This is a genomic window from Promicromonospora sp. NPDC023805, from assembly GCF_040639635.1.
In the GTDB taxonomy this organism is placed as follows: Bacteria; Actinomycetota; Actinomycetes; order Actinomycetales; family Cellulomonadaceae; genus Promicromonospora.
The window spans coordinates 128,365-141,355 of sequence record NZ_JBFAAH010000007.1; the positions used below are offsets into that span (position 1 = coordinate 128,365).

Annotated in this window: 15 protein-coding genes; 8 read left to right on the forward strand and 7 right to left on the reverse strand. The window is 72.4% G+C overall.

The annotated features are described in order from the left end of the window. Window positions 1-1,344 carry a sugar ABC transporter substrate-binding protein gene (locus AB0F70_RS09755; RefSeq protein ID WP_357446844.1) on the forward strand — a complete coding sequence of 448 codons (1,344 nt, stop codon included), beginning with the start codon at window positions 1-3 and terminating at the stop codon, window positions 1,342-1,344. A 148-nt stretch (window positions 1,345-1,492) separates the two neighbouring features. Next, window positions 1,493-2,998: a glycoside hydrolase family 36 protein gene (locus tag AB0F70_RS09760; protein WP_357446847.1), complete on the forward strand. Its 1,506-nt coding sequence runs from the start codon at window positions 1,493-1,495 to the stop codon at window positions 2,996-2,998. Window positions 2,999-3,034: 36 nt separating this feature from the next. Here AB0F70_RS09760 and AB0F70_RS09765 read toward each other — a convergent pair whose 3' ends face one another. The 3 genes from AB0F70_RS09765 to AB0F70_RS09775 all read right to left on the reverse strand — a co-directional run bounded on the left by AB0F70_RS09765 (window position 3,035) and on the right by AB0F70_RS09775 (window position 5,020). Beyond that, window positions 3,035-4,192 (reverse strand): ROK family transcriptional regulator, encoded by a 1,158-nt coding sequence (locus AB0F70_RS09765; protein WP_357446850.1) that lies wholly within the window; start codon window positions 4,190-4,192, stop codon window positions 3,035-3,037. Window positions 4,193-4,264: 72 nt separating this feature from the next. Beyond that, window positions 4,265-4,762 carry a hypothetical protein gene (locus tag AB0F70_RS09770; protein ID WP_357446853.1) on the reverse strand — a complete coding sequence of 166 codons (498 nt, stop codon included), beginning with the start codon at window positions 4,760-4,762 and terminating at the stop codon, window positions 4,265-4,267. A 48-nt stretch (window positions 4,763-4,810) separates the two neighbouring features. Further along, the gene (locus AB0F70_RS09775; RefSeq protein ID WP_357446856.1) at window positions 4,811-5,020 is read right to left on the reverse strand and encodes an EF-hand domain-containing protein; all 210 of its coding nucleotides are present in this window, start codon (window positions 5,018-5,020) and stop codon (window positions 4,811-4,813) included. A 158-nt stretch (window positions 5,021-5,178) separates the two neighbouring features. Between AB0F70_RS09775 and AB0F70_RS09780 the strand changes: the two genes are divergently transcribed. Continuing rightward, window positions 5,179-5,772 (forward strand): hypothetical protein, encoded by a 594-nt coding sequence (locus AB0F70_RS09780; RefSeq protein WP_357446859.1) that lies wholly within the window; start codon window positions 5,179-5,181, stop codon window positions 5,770-5,772. A 65-nt stretch (window positions 5,773-5,837) separates the two neighbouring features. Here the strand turns inward: AB0F70_RS09780 and AB0F70_RS09785 are convergent, their stop codons facing one another. Continuing rightward, on the reverse strand, window positions 5,838-6,533 hold the full coding sequence (locus AB0F70_RS09785; RefSeq protein WP_357446862.1) for an alpha/beta hydrolase: 696 nt from the start codon (window positions 6,531-6,533) through the stop codon (window positions 5,838-5,840). Window positions 6,534-6,728: 195 nt separating this feature from the next. Here AB0F70_RS09785 and AB0F70_RS09790 point away from each other — a divergent pair, with 195 nt between their 5' ends. Further along, a complete protein-coding gene (locus AB0F70_RS09790; RefSeq protein ID WP_357446865.1) occupies window positions 6,729-7,301 on the forward strand; it encodes a dihydrofolate reductase family protein in 573 nt (190 codons plus the stop codon). 115 nt (window positions 7,302-7,416) lie between these two features. Here AB0F70_RS09790 and AB0F70_RS09795 read toward each other — a convergent pair whose 3' ends face one another. Continuing rightward, on the reverse strand, window positions 7,417-7,866 hold the full coding sequence (locus AB0F70_RS09795) for an SRPBCC family protein (RefSeq protein ID WP_357446868.1): 450 nt from the start codon (window positions 7,864-7,866) through the stop codon (window positions 7,417-7,419). Window positions 7,867-7,978: 112 nt separating this feature from the next. On the opposite strand from AB0F70_RS09795, the gene AB0F70_RS09800 reads away from it, so the two are divergent. The 3 genes from AB0F70_RS09800 (at window position 7,979) to AB0F70_RS09810 (ending at window position 10,375) form a co-directional block, all read left to right on the forward strand. After that, window positions 7,979-8,935: a WYL domain-containing protein gene (locus AB0F70_RS09800; protein WP_357446871.1), complete on the forward strand. Its 957-nt coding sequence runs from the start codon at window positions 7,979-7,981 to the stop codon at window positions 8,933-8,935. A 64-nt stretch (window positions 8,936-8,999) separates the two neighbouring features. Further along, on the forward strand, window positions 9,000-9,947 hold the full coding sequence (locus AB0F70_RS09805; RefSeq protein WP_357446874.1) for a diacylglycerol kinase family protein: 948 nt from the start codon (window positions 9,000-9,002) through the stop codon (window positions 9,945-9,947). Between the two features lie 101 nt (window positions 9,948-10,048). After that, a complete protein-coding gene (locus AB0F70_RS09810) occupies window positions 10,049-10,375 on the forward strand; it encodes a DUF5808 domain-containing protein (RefSeq protein ID WP_357446877.1) in 327 nt (108 codons plus the stop codon). Between the two features lie 21 nt (window positions 10,376-10,396). Here the strand turns inward: AB0F70_RS09810 and AB0F70_RS09815 are convergent, their stop codons facing one another. Together AB0F70_RS09815 and AB0F70_RS09820 are read right to left on the reverse strand one after the other, a co-directional pair. Beyond that, the gene (locus AB0F70_RS09815) at window positions 10,397-11,833 is read right to left on the reverse strand and encodes a PH domain-containing protein (protein ID WP_357446880.1); all 1,437 of its coding nucleotides are present in this window, start codon (window positions 11,831-11,833) and stop codon (window positions 10,397-10,399) included. A gap of 146 nt (window positions 11,834-11,979) precedes the next feature. Beyond that, the gene (locus AB0F70_RS09820; RefSeq protein WP_357446883.1) at window positions 11,980-12,501 is read right to left on the reverse strand and encodes a PH domain-containing protein; all 522 of its coding nucleotides are present in this window, start codon (window positions 12,499-12,501) and stop codon (window positions 11,980-11,982) included. A gap of 138 nt (window positions 12,502-12,639) precedes the next feature. Here AB0F70_RS09820 and AB0F70_RS09825 point away from each other — a divergent pair, with 138 nt between their 5' ends. After that, window positions 12,640-12,897 carry a hypothetical protein gene (locus AB0F70_RS09825; RefSeq protein ID WP_357446886.1) on the forward strand — a complete coding sequence of 86 codons (258 nt, stop codon included), beginning with the start codon at window positions 12,640-12,642 and terminating at the stop codon, window positions 12,895-12,897. The last annotated feature ends 94 nt before the right edge of the window (window positions 12,898-12,991 follow it).

Consider the following 12,991-nt stretch of genomic DNA (forward strand, 5'->3'; position numbering starts at 1 on the left):
ATGAAGAGGACCAAGGCGCTCGCGGCGCTCGGTGCCGCATCGTTGCTGGCGCTCAGCGCGTGCTCCTCCGGAACCGGTGGCGACGATGCCGCCGGCGAGGCCGTGACGATCGACTACTGGCTCTGGGACGACACGCAGCTCCCGCTGTACCAGCAGTGTGCCGACGACTTCCACGAGCTCAACCCGGAGATCACGGTGACGCTCACCCAGACCGGGTGGGCGCAGTACTGGCAGAACCTGAGCACGCAGATCACCGCCGGGACCGCCCCGGACGTGTTCACCAACCAGATCTCGTACTACCTGCAGTTCGTGCAGAACGGTCAGCTCCTCGACCTGACCGACCCCGTCGAGGCCTCCGACGTCGACCTCGCCGCCTTCAAGGAGGGCCTCGCCGATCGGTGGGTCTTCGAGGGCAAGCGCTACGGGCTGCCCAAGGACTGGGACACCGTGGCCCTCCTGTACGACACGGAGGTCGCGAAGGAGGCGGGCTTCAGCGCCGAGCAGATGAGCGCGCTGACCTGGAACCCGGACGACGGCGGCACCTTCGAGGAGCTGGTCCGGGCCATGTCGCTCGACTCAGCGGGCCGCACGGGCCTGGACCCGGCGTACGACAAGGACGACGTCGTCCGCTACGGGTACTACCCCGAGTGGGCGGACGGCGCAGTCGGCCAGAACGGCTGGGGCAACTTCGCCCACTCGGCAGGGTTCACCTACAGCGACGACGAGGGTGCGCCCACCTCCTTCAACTTCGACTCCGCCCCGCTGGTCGAGACCGCCGGCTGGCTGCAGACGCTGATCGAGGACGGGTACGCGCCGCCGTTCGACGAGCAGTCCACGCTCGGCACCGAGGCCGTGATGACGAGCGGCAAGGCGGCCTCGACGATCACTGGCTCGTGGACGGCGTCCACGTACCTCGCCGAGGACGTGCCAGTGGACTTCGCCTTCGCACAGGTGCCCGAGGGGCCGCAGGGGCGTACCGCCGCCACGAACGGTCTCGCCGACTCCGTCTGGGCCGGTACCGAGCACCCGGACCAGGCCTCCGCCTGGGTCGAGTACCTCGCCTCGCCGGCCTGCCAGGACACGGTGGGGGAGGCGGGCCTCGTGTTCCCCGCGCTGAATTCGGGTACCGAGGCCGCGCTCGCGGCGCGCGAGGAGCAGGGCCTCGACTCGTCGGCGTTCGTCGGCGTGGCCGACGCCGGGGAGATCTTCGCCGTGCCGGCGTTCAACAACGCCGCGGAGGTGAACGCCGCCGTCCAGGACGCCATGCAGGCGATCGCCCAGGGCGCCGACCCGGCCGAGCGGCTGGGGGAGGCGAACGACGCCGTCGAGTCGCTCTTCGAGTAGTCCGGACCGGCTCGAGCAGTCAGACCGGCTCGAGCAGTCCGGACCGGCCGGCGGCCTCCGCCGTCGGCACACCGACCGACCTCGCGTCGGTCCGTCCCACGGCGGGAGCGGTGCGCGTCGCCGCTCCCGCCGTCCACGAGGAGAACGCATGTCAGTTGGAACCCAGGCCACCGTCCCGATGCGCCTCGACGGCGCGGTGTGCGCGGAGCGGCCGAGCTGGGCGCGGCCGGCGACCGGGGTCGCGGAGACCTTCCTGAACGCCTCACGCGTGTCCGTGCTGCACGGCATCGCCGACGGCGACGTCTACCGGAACGGACAGAACTCCTGGTCCCCGACGGGCTGGCGGCGGCTCACGCAGGAGCCGCTGCGCGTCGCCGACGGCCGGCGCAGGCAGACAGCCGACGACACCGGCTGGGACGACCCGTCGCGACACCACGCGTCGTGGATGATGACCGTGACCGACGGCGCCACCGCGCACCTGCTCGGCTGCCTGGAGGGCGACACCCCCAGGCTGCACGCCGACCGGGACGTGCTCGCCGCCTGGACCGAGACGGGGCGGGACGCCTCCTGGGTGCTGCTGGCCGGCACCGAGGACGAGGTGTTCACGCGGTACCGCGACCTGCTCGCGGACCGGTACGGCGTACGCGGCGAGGATCCGGGGACCGTGTGGTCGTCCTGGTACTCGCTGTACGAGACGGTCTCCCGCGCGGACCTCGACAAGATCGTGCCGCAGCTCCCGGAGCTGGGCTTCGACACCGTCCAGATCGACGACGGCTGGGAGGAGCTCGTCGGGGACTGGACGCCCAACGAGAAGTTCGCCGCCGGCATGAAGGACGCCGCCGGCGCGATCACCGACCGCGGGATGCGCCCCGGGCTGTGGATCGCGCCGTTCATCGCGCTGCCGCAGTCGCGGGTGGTCCGGCAGAACCCGCAGATGCTGCTGCGCGACGGCGACGGCGTCCCGGTCCGCGCCGGCTCCAACTGGGGCACTGACTACTACACCTTCGACTTCACGCGGCAGGACGCGCGGGACTTCCTCGTGGACACGGTGACGCGCGCCGTCGACTGGGGGTTCAGCTACCTCAAGCTCGACTTCATCAATGCGGGCGCCGTGGCAGGGGTGCGCGCCGAGGACATCGACCGCGAGGCCGCCTACCGGTCGGCGATCGAGCTGATCCGGGACGCCGTCGGCCCGGACGTCTACCTGCTGGGGTCCGGCGCGCCGGTCTTTCCGTCGCTGGGGGTGCTGAACGCGGTGCGCACCGGGCCTGACGTGGCGCCCATGTGGGACAATTACGCCAGCGACGACCCGTCCGACGCCATGGCGCGCAACGCAGTCTTCAACGGTGTGAACCGGCTCTGGATGCGCGGCCTGATCGGTCTCGACCCCGACGTCGTGTACTTCCGGCGCCGGCGCAACCTGCTGAGCGACGAGCAGATGCAGTGGCTGCGGGACTGCGCGCAGCTCTCGGCGTTCCGCGCCGTCTCGGACCCGCCCGACTGGATCGAGCCGGCCGACCTTCCGGCGCTGCGTGAGTTCCTCACGGACGCGCCGGAGACCGAGCGGGTGGACCGCTACCGCTACCGGATCGGCTCGCGCCTGGTGGACTTCGGTCCGGCGATCGACGGCGGACCGGGCCAGTACCCGCTCTAGGCGGCTGCCGCTCGGGCCTGGGCGGGCGTTCGCCGGTCAGGCCCGAGCGCTCGGGCGTTCGGCGGGCAGCAGCCGCTCGGCGTAGAAGGTCGACTCGACGTCGGCCATGGCCAGCCGGACGGCCCCGCGCGCGACGTGGTCGGGCCCCAGGGAGGACACCTTCACCTGGGGCATCCGCACGACGCTCTTGCTGAGCATCGCGCCGAACTCCGCGCCCCAGAGGTCCGCCCAGGGTGTGTTGCCGCCGCCCAGCACCACTATCTCGGGATCGAGCGTGAGCACCACGGCGGCGGCCCCGGTCGCGAGGTCGCGCGCGTACCGCCACACCGCCTCGCGTGCCTCGGCGTTGCCCTGCCGGGCCTGCCGGAACGTCCACGCGGACCGTTCGCTCTCCCGCAGTGACTCGGGCATGCCCGGCACGTGCTGCAGGTCCTCCAGGGCCGTGAGCCAGCGGACGGCGGGGAGTGCGCCGATCTCCCCGGCGGCGCCACCGTGGCCCCGCACCAGCCGGCCGTTGACGAGTGCCGCCGCTCCGGTGCGCAGCCCGGCGAGGATGTAGACGACGTCGCGGGCGTCGCTGACGACCCCCCACTCGTGCTCGGCGAGGAGGGCCACCTTGACGTCGTTCTCCACCTGGACGGGGCAGGTGAACCGGCGGCCGAGATGTCCGACGAGGTCGACCTCTGCCCAGCCGGGCAGCGGGCTCACCATCGAGGTGCGGCCCTGCGCGTCGACCGGACCCGTCACGGCGGCGGCGACCGACCAGACAGCTTCCGGCATCGCACCCGCGCCGGCGAGCGCCGCCTCGACGACCTCGTCGAGCCGGTCGAGGCGCTGTGCGGGCGCCGCCGTCGGCTCGACCGCCAGCTCGTGCCCGGCCAGGACCGTCCCGGCGAGGTCCGTCAGCACGGCGCTGATCCGGTGCACCCCGATGTCGATCCCGAGGATCCTGCCGATCTCGGCGTGGAACCGGAAGCGCTGCGGCGGGCGGCCGCCCTGACCGTTCGGCACCGGCTCCACCGCGACCACCCAGCCGAGGTCCGTCAGCTCGGACACCAGGGAGTTGATGCTCGGGCGGGACAGCCCGGTCGCCCGGACCAGCTCCGTCGTCGTCGACCCGGAACCCGCGCGGACCTCGCGGAAGGTGCGCACGAGGTTGAGGTCGCGGACCTGGGGATTCTCGGGCTTCGTCACGAGGGTCATCCTCTCGCGCCCGGCGGGCGCCGGCCCAACCGAGCGGTGGGCGTGCGTAGGACTCCGTCCCGCTCAGGCCCTCGACCGGCGCGGCAGGATCATGAAGATGTTGTCGGAGGGGTCGACGACCACCGGGAACTCGTCGCCGAGCTCGCCGGTGCGGTGATCCGTGCCGCGGTGGGTGGTCTCGAACTCCGGCACGTCCGGGCCGCTGATCCGCAGGGTCAGCTCCGTCCCGGTCTCCTCGCCGATCGAGACCGTCCGGGAGTCGACGACGTGTGCGGTCGCCGGCTGGCCGTTGCGCGCCAGCCGGTCCGTCCGGCGCTTCATCCGTACCGTGGCCACGAGCGACGCGGCGCTGAGGCCGCCCACCACGACCGTCACGACGACGCCGCCCAGGATTCCCTGCCACTGCAGCTCGCCCACCAGGTCGAGGGCGACGATCAGCGCGGGCCCGGCCAGCAGCCCGACCGTCTCCGAGACGTACGTGAACAACCGCGCCACAGGGCCGGCGGGCACGACCTGGTCGAAGTTCCCGTCGTTGGCGAGGGGAAGGTCGTCACGCGCCATGGTCAGCTCCCGTGCTCGCGGTCCCGTGCTCGTGGTCCCGTGGTGCGCTCAGGCGTCCCAGGCCTCGGTGAACTCGGCGAGGTTGATCTTGCCGTCGTCGTCGTTGTCGGCCTTGCCGAAGATCTGCTCGAGGTCCTTGTCCGAGGTCTCCTCGCCGCGCGTGGCCATGGCCTGACGGAACTCGTCGGCGGTGATCCGGCCGTCGCCGTCGCCGTCGAACTCGACAAACGTACGGCTCAGCTCGTCGTTGGTGGTCATGGGCAATACCTCCGCAATGTCGGAAACAAAGTCGGAGAGTATGCAACCACAGATCGGTCGCGCGGTGGCCCCCGAAACCGGCTCCGTTCCGCTACGGTGCGCGTGCGACCCGCCGACGTCCGGAGGGCCAGACCATGAGGTTGTCCATGAGGTTGTCCATGAGGTTGTACGCAGCAGCGCCCGCCCGAGGCGCCCGTCAGGTGCTCGGTGACCTGATGCTGCTCGCCTGGATCGCGGGCTGGGCCTGGGCCGGACGCGAGACCCACGACGCGACGCTGACTCTCGGGCAGCCCGGCCTGGCGACGGCGTCGGCGGCCGACGAGATGGCCGGCCGGTTCCACGACGTGGAGGGCCGGATCGGCGGTATCCCGGGCGTGGGGGACGACCTGGCCGCGCCCTTCCGCGGCGCTGCCTCCGCTGCCGAGAGCCTGGCCGCCGCCGGCCGGTCCCAGGCCGAGACTGTCGCCGACATCGCGCTGCTCGTCGGCTTGGCGGTGTTCCTGATCCCGGTGCTGCTGATCGCCGTGCTGTACGTGCCGTTCCGGATCCGGTTCATCCGGCGCGCGACCGCGGCCCGGCGGTTCGCGGGCGCCGATCCGCAGCTGCTCGCGCTGCGCGCCCTGACGAACCAGCCGTTGAGGTCCCTGACCCGCATCTCGGACGACCCGGTGGCCGCATGGCGAGCCGGCGACCCGGCAGCGATCCGCAAGCTTGCGGACCTGGAGCTGCGCTCCCTCGGCCTGAAGCGTTGAGTGCTGGATATTCGCCCCTTCGCACGCGAAAGAGGGGCGAATATCCAGCACTCAACGGAAGGGGGTCAGGGGGTTGCGGCCTTCGCCAGCTGGGTTGCCAGGGCTGCCGGGCGGGTGAACATCGGCCAGTGGCCCGAGTCCAGGTCGACCAGGTCGACGTTCTTGGTCCGCGCGAGCTCCGGCACGTCGCCGGCTTCGATCCACTGCCTCGCCTGCTCGGCGGTGAACTCCGGGCACACGACAGTGACCGGCACCTCGAACCGGCGCTCGTCGGCCAGGTGCACCACACCTCGGGCGACCGCCTCGGGGACCGGTACCGCCTTGGCCGCCAGGGCAGCCTTGACCTCGTCGGAGAGGTCGGCGGAGTCCGGCCCCTCGAACGGCCCCCAGCCGGGGAACGGCATGACGCCGTCGGTCATCTCGAACAGGTCGGCGTACAGCTTGCCCTCGTCCCACGGGAACCCGCCGATCAGCACCACGCCGGCGATCTTCTCGGGGCGTGCGTCGGCAGCGAGCCAGGCCAGGGTGCACGCGGCCGAGTGGCCGACGACGAGCGGCTTTCCGGATCCCGAGTCCACTGCTGCGTCCACTGCCGCGAGCACCGCGGCGACCTGGTCCTCCAGAGTCGCCGTCGTCGAGCCGTCGCCCTGTCCGGGGAGCGCGACCGGCACGGCACGGTGGCCGAGCGCCTCGAGCTCGGGCACCACGTCGTCCCAGGCAGACGTGTCGAGCCAGAGGCCGCCGATGAGCAGGATGTCCATGATTTCTCTCCCGAGGTGAGTGCGGCAGGATGCCGTTGAGCACCACGTTAGAGCCAGTTCCGGACGTTCTACTTCCGGATTGCATCCGGACCGGGGGCCGATGAGTTTTCGGTCGCCGGTCGTCAGAGCTGGCAGAGGGCCGAGCATCCGCCAGGCCACCACTACCTGAACCGTCACCACCCAGGAGAACCCCCCATGAGCACCATCGTCGCCACCCACTTCGTCTCGCTCGACGGCAAGGTCGACCCGACCGGCGGGGACCCCGAGCTGCACGACACCGCGTGGACCTTCAAGACCGTCGCCCCCGTACCGGAGGCGTACGAGCTCAAGGGCCGTGAGCAGGAGGAAGCGGGCGCTGTGCTGCTGGGCCGGGCCAGCTACCAGATGTTCGCGCCGGTCTGGCCCGACATGGAGGAGTTCACGCGCTACAACACCCTGCCCAAGTACGTCGTCTCGACGACGCTCACCGACGCGGACCTGACCGAGGGGTGGGGCGAGACCACCATCCTGCGCTCGCTGGACGACGTCGCGAAGCTCAAGGACTCCGACGTCGGCGAGATCCAGGTGCACGGCAGCGTCTCCCTGACCCGGGCGCTCGCGGACGCGGGACTCATCGACGAGTACCACCTGCTCGTGTTCCCGGTGCTGCTGGGCCAGGGCAAGCCGCTGTTCAGCGACGCGGACAAGGCGGCCCAGAAGCTCCGGCTCGTCGAGCACGAGGCGTACAAGAACGGCGTGCAGAAGCAGATCTTCGAGGTGGTGCGCTGACGGTCCCGCGCACCGACCGTCGCGTAGGTGACCGTCACATGCGCTGACCGTCCCGGACCGATCGGCCCGGGACGGTCAGCGCACCCGTCAGCGCAGGACGGTCAGCGCAGGACGGTCAGCTCACGTCGCCGCGCCAGGCGCCCGTCTCGGTGCCGCGCGACTCGATGAACTCCTTGAACCGGTCGAGGTCACCCTGGACCCGGCGGTCGTCGAAGTTCAGGGCGCTGCCCACCTTCTCGGTGGCGTTGTCCGGCTCCCAGTCCATCTGCACGGTGACCCGCGTCTGATCTTCCTGGAGCCGGTGGAACGTGACCACGCCGGCCTGCTGCGGCCCGGTCCGGCTCGTCCACGCGACCCGCTCGTCCGGGTGCTGCTCGGTGATCTCGGCGTCGAACTCGCGCTCTACCCCGCCCACCTTCGTCTTCCAGTGGGTGTGGGTCGGGTCGAGCTGGCGGATCTCCTCGACGCCCTCCATGAACCGGGGGAACTCCTCGAACTGCGTCCACTGGTTGTAGACGGTGCTCACGGGGGCATGCACGTCGATCGACTTCGTGATGCTGGCCACGAGGCTCTCCTTTCGTCGGGTTCCTTCACCGTGACCCGGGCGGGACTCACTCGCACGTGCGCCGGGCACGCGCCCCGGGCACGCGTTCCCGACATGGCCGTAGCCTGCACGTGTGCCCTCCGAGATGAGCCCCACCGCGCGTGCGCTCCGTGCGCTGGAGGTCCTGCAGACCCGCCCCGGCACGACGGCGAACGAGCTCGCCGACCGGCTGGGCGTCACCGAGCGGGCCGCCCGGCGCTACGTCGAGATCCTGCGCGAGGCCGGCATCCCCGTCTCCTCGGCCCGCGGCCCGCACGGCGGCTACCGTCTCGGCCGCGGGACCCGGCTCCCGCCCGTCACCTTCACGCAGACCGAGGCGCTCGGCCTGGTCATGGCAGTGCTCGACGGCCACCCCGACGCCGACGGCGATGACCTCGTCGACACCGCGCTCGGCAAGGTGATCCGGGCGCTGCCCGAGGACGTCGGCAGGCAGGCCGCCGCGCTGCGCGAGCACGCGTCCGCCGCACCCGACCGGTTCGCCGCCCGCCCCGACACCGCCGTCACGAGCGAGCTGGTCGCCGCGATCGCCGCCCGACGGCGCGTGCTGGTCACCTACCGCGGCGAGTCCGGGAGCGAGTGGGTCGCCGAGGTGGACCCGTGGGCCGTCGTCGTGCGGTACGGGCGCTGGTACCTGCTGTGCCACTCCCATCGCGCCGACGCCACCCGCACCTACCGGGTCGACAGGGTCCACGCGGTCGAGCACACCGACCGGAAGTTCACGCCACCCGACGGCCTCGACCCAGTGGCCACGCTCCAGGAGCACCTGGGCACCGGATGGCAGTTCACCACCCGCGTCGTGTTCGACGCCCCGCTCGCCGACGTCGCCCCCTGGGTCGGCGCCCAGATGGGACGGCTCGAAGCGGCCGACGACGGGTGCGTGCTGGTCGGCAGCACCCGGAACCCGGCGATGTACGCGCAGGAATGGCTCGCGAGCGTGCCCTACCCGTTCCGGGTAGAGGGCGGGCCCGAGCTCCAAGAAGCGGTCAGGGCGCTCGCCCAGCGGTTCGCCGCGGCGGTGCCGGACCTGTGAACGACGGACCCGTGACCGGCGGGTTCGGGTCGAGGCTCCCGACCGGCTGTGGAAACATGCGGCCATGAGCGCACAACGCCTCTCCATCATCTGGAACCCGGTCAAGACGACCCGGGCCGACCTCGAGTCCGGGCTGGACCGGGCGGCCTCCGCGGCAGGGACCACCTTCGAGGCGATCTGGTTCGAGACGAGCGAGGACGACGCCGGCCAGGGCGTCACGGCGCAGGCGCTCGCGGCGGGCACCGACCTGCTGGTGGTCGCCGGCGGCGACGGGACCGTCCGGGCCGTCGCCGAACGGCTCGCGGAGGCGGACACCGGCACCGAGCTGGCGATAGTCCCGCTCGGCACCGGCAACCTCCTGGCCCGGAACCTCGGCGTGCCGCTGAACGACATCCCCGGCGCCCTGACCCGGGCGCTCGGCGGCGAGGCGCGGGCCATCGACGTGGGCTGGCTGGAGATCGAGCTCGCCGGCGGGCCCGAACGGCACGCGTTCGCGGTGATGGCCGGGTTCGGCCTCGACGCGCACATGATCACGGAGACCGACGAGGACCTCAAGGACAAGGTCGGCTGGCTGGCCTACGTGGAGTCGATGGGGCGCGCGCTCGCCGCCAGCGACACCCTGGAGGTCCGGATCACCGCGGATGGCCAGGCGCACGACGGGGACAGCGTGCACACGCTGCTCGTCGGCAACTGCGGCACGCTCCAGGGCGGCTTCAACCTGCTGCCCGACGCCGACCCCTCCGACGGCGAGCTCGACCTGCTCCTCCTGAGCGCGGACGGCGCGGCGGGCTGGCTCGACACCATGCGGAACCTGGTCTGGGACAACGGGATCAAGCGCCTCGCGACGGGCGGCACGGTGGCCGAGAGCAGCGACAGCGCCACGCACCTCCGGGTGCGGAGCCTGCGGCTCGAGCTCATGGAGCCGCGGGTCTTCGAGATCGACGGCGAGGACCTCGGGGAGACCACCCGGGTCAGCATCACCATCCAGCCTGGCGCCGTACGGGTCCGCTGACCGTCCGCGCGTTGCACGGGCCAGTGGCGGGCACATGCCCCAGGATGGTCGTGCAGAGCTGGTAACCAGCAGCTGACACCGAGAGCACGGGAGGCATCAAGATGGGTCGCAAGAAGCACACCGACCACGTCGAGAAGGCGGCGCACGGCGGCGGAGGGCTGAAGAAGTTCCTCACGCTGGTAGCGCTCGCGCTGACGGCGGCGGCGGTCGTGAAGGAGCTGCGCAGGCCGAAGGAGGAGCGGACCTGGCACGGCAAGATCGCGTCGGTGGTCCCGTACGAGCTCCGCGTCCCGACCCTGGAGCGCGCCCGGGAACGGCTCTGGAACCCCGACGCCGAGCACGTCGTGGGGCCCCGCGTGTTCGGCGTCGGCTGGAGCGTGAACATGGGCAAGGCCGTCGCCGTGGTGCGGCAGAAGGCCGGCGTCTGACCCGTCGTCCTCGCGGAGCCGTCAGCTCCGCGTGACCTTCTGCTCGGCGTCGGCGCCGACCGCACTGTCGCCGACTGCACTGTCGCCGACTGCACTGTCGATGAACGGCCGCAGCAGGCCGGGGACGGCGGCGTCCGCGAGGGCGAGACCGTCCGCCTCTGCCGCGTCGCGGACGGCGTACGCGCCGGTGCCGGCGGCAGTGGTCGCGACGACGGTGACGAGCCCGGCCCGGCGCTGGAACCACGACTGCCGGACGGTCCAGCCCACGATGCCGCGCCGCTGGAGCGCCACCGTCGCGCGCCGGACGGTGCCGCTGCGTGCCACCAGATAGCCGGCCGGGTACGCGCCCGTGAGGGTGTGGCCCAGCGCACGGTAGGCGTCGTTCGCCAGCGCGATCGCCACGGGGAAGAGCACGAGGGCGCTGATCCAGGCGACGTGGAGCAGCACGGGCGTGAGCAGCGCCCCGAGCACGAGCACTCCCGCCTCGGTCACCAGCACCGTGCCGAGCGCCCAGCGCAGCCGGCGGCCCCGAGCCGCCTCGGGGTGCGGTGTGAGGAGCGCCGACGTCGGCGGGGTCGGCTCGCGGAGGACCTTCGCGGCCACCTGGTCGGCGAGCTCCTTCGGCGCGGTGGGCAGGAGGGTCCGGCTCTCCGTCTTGTCCTCGTCGTCCGTCGTGAGCCCGGTGGCGACGGCGTCCACGCGCGCGCCGCCGGCCAGGCGGGCGGCGAGCGGCTCGACGACCTCCAGCCCGCGGAGCCGGGACTCCTCCAGCGTGATCGACCGGGTGGTGAGCAGGCCGCGCCGCACCTGCAGCGTGCCGTCGGCCTGGCGGTCCAGCGTGTGGTTCCACCAGGTCTCGACCCAGAGCGCCAGAGTGGCCACGCCGCCGACGACGAGCAGGGCGACGGCCAGCGCGAGGGCGACGAGCAGCACCGGGGCGAGACCGAACCATGACCCGACGACGTCGAACACCCGCTGCTGCATCCCGAACCACTCGGCCACCTGGAGCAGGCCGCCGCCCGCGGCGGCCCCCAGCGCGGGGGTCAGGAAGGACAGCGGGGCGAACCGGATCCACCCGCGGTCGAACCGGGCCAGCGACCCGTCGGCCGGGTCCGCGCCGCCGCCGTCGGCGTCCGGCCGGGCGGCGTGCGCGAGCAGGGTGGCGCGCAGCGCCTCGGCGTCCGCGCGGCGCACCGGCCAGAGCGTGACGGTGCCCTCGGCCCCTGCCTTCTCGCCGGTGCCCACGCGCACGGTCACCGCGCCGAGCACGCGCAGCACCGGGTCAGCGGTGAGGTCGACCGAGCGGATCCGCTCCCGGCGGAGGGCGAGCCGCTTGCGGAACACGACGCCGGTGTGGACGTGGAACCGCTCCGCGTCGACGCGATAGCTGGTGACGCGCCACATCCACTCGCCGGACGCGGCCCCGGCGGCGGTGATGACCACGAAGGCCGGCAGCACCCAGGCCAGGGCCGTGCCGACCGTGTTGCCGACGGCCAGCCAGTAGCCCGTGATGAGCGCGGCGCCCGCGGTGGGCAGCGCGGTGTAGATGCCGCCGGCGAGGAAGGCCCGGCGGTCCAGCCGCTCCCATGCTGGGTCGTCGGCGCTCAGGTCGCGTCCTCGGGTGTGGCCTGCGTGGCGACGGTGAGCTCGGCGGCGAGGTCGGCGGCCGTCTCGGCGTCGAGCCCCTCGACCTTCACCGCACCCTTCGCTGATGCCGTCGTCACCGTGAGCGTCGCCAGCCCGAAGCGCTGCTCCAGCGGCCCGCGGACGGTGTCGACGGTCTGGATCCGGGACAGTGGTGCGACCCGCCACTCCTGGAAGAACCAGCCGGTGCGCGTGTAGACCGCCTCCTCGGTGACCTCCCAGCGGTGGTGGCGGAACCACAGCCGGGGGAGGGTGACGGCGGCGAGTACCCCGAGGACGGCGAGGATGCCCGCGGGGACCAGCAGCCACAGGCGGGCAGGAGGGATCAGGAGGCCCAGCACGCCGAGGATCACGACGGGCACCGCCATCCAGAGCACGAGCTGCAGCGACCACCAGCCGACGGCGCGCGGGTCCACGGCATGCCGTGGCGGGCGCAGACGCAGGGGCGGATCCGGACTCTCGTCGATCGTCGGCGCGGTCACCGCCCCATGGTCCCAAGCGGGACCGGCGGCGGCAACGTCATTCGGGTCTGGCCGACCGCGATGAGTCCTCCGCCCCCGGACGGTCTCTTGTGCACCGGGGCGCCCGCACGAGGGACCCTGCTCGAGGAGGAGCGAAGCATGGACACGATCGACGGCTCCGCGGTGTCGGGGCTCGACGTCCGGCGCCCGGGCGATGCCGGGTTCGACGAGGCGCGCACGGTGTGGAACGCGATGGTCGACCACCGGCCGGCGCTGATCGTCCGCTGTCGGCAGGCCGACGACGTCGTGGCGGCGCTCGCGCTGGCGCGGCGGGAGGGTCTGGAGGTCGAACCCTGCCGCCTCCGCCGACCGCGTCGGTGTCCGGCGCCGAGAAGCGGGTGGTGCCCAGCTGGGTGAGCTCGCGCCAGCTGGCGAACCCGTTCCTCGCCCCGAACTTCGAGGCAGCGGCCGAGCGGATTGCCTCCGCGGGTCCGCCGTCTGACCGGCTGGG